Raw genomic sequence first — 1,334 nt, 5'->3', positions numbered from 1 at the left:
CTGGGCGGCAAGCTGCTTTTTAATTTCACTGCACAGCGGCCCCCACCAGGCCAGAAAACGACCGTCCATTGTGCTGTACAGCCACTTGATCAGGGCCGACGCGTTCTCGAACTTGATTTCCGATAAGAGCGGGTGCTCCTCAGTGATGTCCTCGAAAACGGCGTTGATGATGGTCTCTGGCAGGACCGCATCGAAGTTGGTCAGCGCCTGCTTGGGGCTGTCTGACCTCATAGCCTCGATGAGCTTCTGGTAGTACTGATGTTCCTCGCTCGTCAGTACCCTCACACCGCGGCCAGCGAGGATCTGGTTGTCAGTTGCCTGCACCAGGCCACGGGCCTCCGCAATTACCGCCTCCTGCAGGACGTCCGTATACTCCACGAATGCCTCGGCGAACGCCGTCTCATCACCGTTCTTAACAGCATCCTGGATTCTAGACGTCCACGCTTCTTTCTGTTGTTTAAGCAAATCAAGGTTCTTCACTTCTCTTCATCTCCTTCGCTTAGTTTTGAGGCTAACGCCTCCAGGAAATTGAAAAGACCCTTGCTTTCAGAGTCTTGGTGCTCCTGGTCTGGAACTGGACCTTCTTGTTCGGTTTCGTTTGCTTGTGCCCAGAGCTTAGCCAGGAACTGTTTTGCGAACTCTTCCAGCTGCTCTTCGAATGGCACCTGCACGTTTCCATGCGCCGTGAGCGGCCGGTTCAATTCTTTAAAGATCATGTCGAAGATGTGTTTTCTTGCGCTTTGTGTAGGCTTCTTGCTCTCACCTCCTGACTGGATAGCGGTGGCGAAGCCCCACTCCAGGGCTTCGGCTGGGGAAATCCATGTCTCCTTATCCATCATCTCCGCCAGCTCTTCCTCAGAGAGGTTCACATGCTCCAAGTAAATCTGCATACCGAGCTCGTTGAGTTTCTTGGCACCCTCAGCCTCACTTTGGAGCTTTTTGTAGTCACCGGCGGCGAAGGTTTGAACGTTGTGAATCCAAAGCGCTGAAGTGTCCAACATAATGCGCTCGTCTCCGGCCATAAAAATCAAGCTCGCTGCAGAGCAGGCAAAGCCTTCGCAAACGGTTCTGATCTTGACCTTATGGCGTTTTAGGGCGTTATGGATAGCCCAAGCCTCACTGACGAATCCTCCGTAGCTGTTGATATAGACGTTAATTAAGTCAACATCCAGCTGGTCCAGCTGCTGTACCAGTTCGTGGCCGCTCACATCAGACTCAAACCACTTCAAGTCCTCGGTTACGATGTCCCCGTAGATGTAAAGGGCCGCTTCTTTGTCTTGGACGACCAGTTGCCAATACCGGTTCATTAACTCACCCCTTTCGTTAAGCGTTCT

General features: G+C 52.6%; 1 protein-coding gene and 1 pseudogene. Both read right to left on the bottom strand.

Features of this window, described 5'->3' with window-relative positions:
* Positions 1–480, bottom strand: a pseudogene (locus ACE4YL_RS03315) (phage major capsid protein); the annotation flags it as partial.
* On the bottom strand, positions 477–1,334 hold an 858-nt coding region (locus ACE4YL_RS03310), incomplete at its 5' end, for a head maturation protease, ClpP-related (RefSeq protein WP_461369211.1). The pseudogene ACE4YL_RS03315 and the gene ACE4YL_RS03310, both read right to left, overlap by 4 nt.

Source organism: Candidatus Darwinibacter acetoxidans, assembly GCF_041936445.1.
In the GTDB taxonomy this organism is placed as follows: Bacteria; Bacillota; Limnochordia; order Darwinibacteriales; family Darwinibacteriaceae; genus DTU010.
Note: the sequence above shows the minus strand (reverse complement) of the source record. Positions and strands in the feature narration are given on the sequence as shown.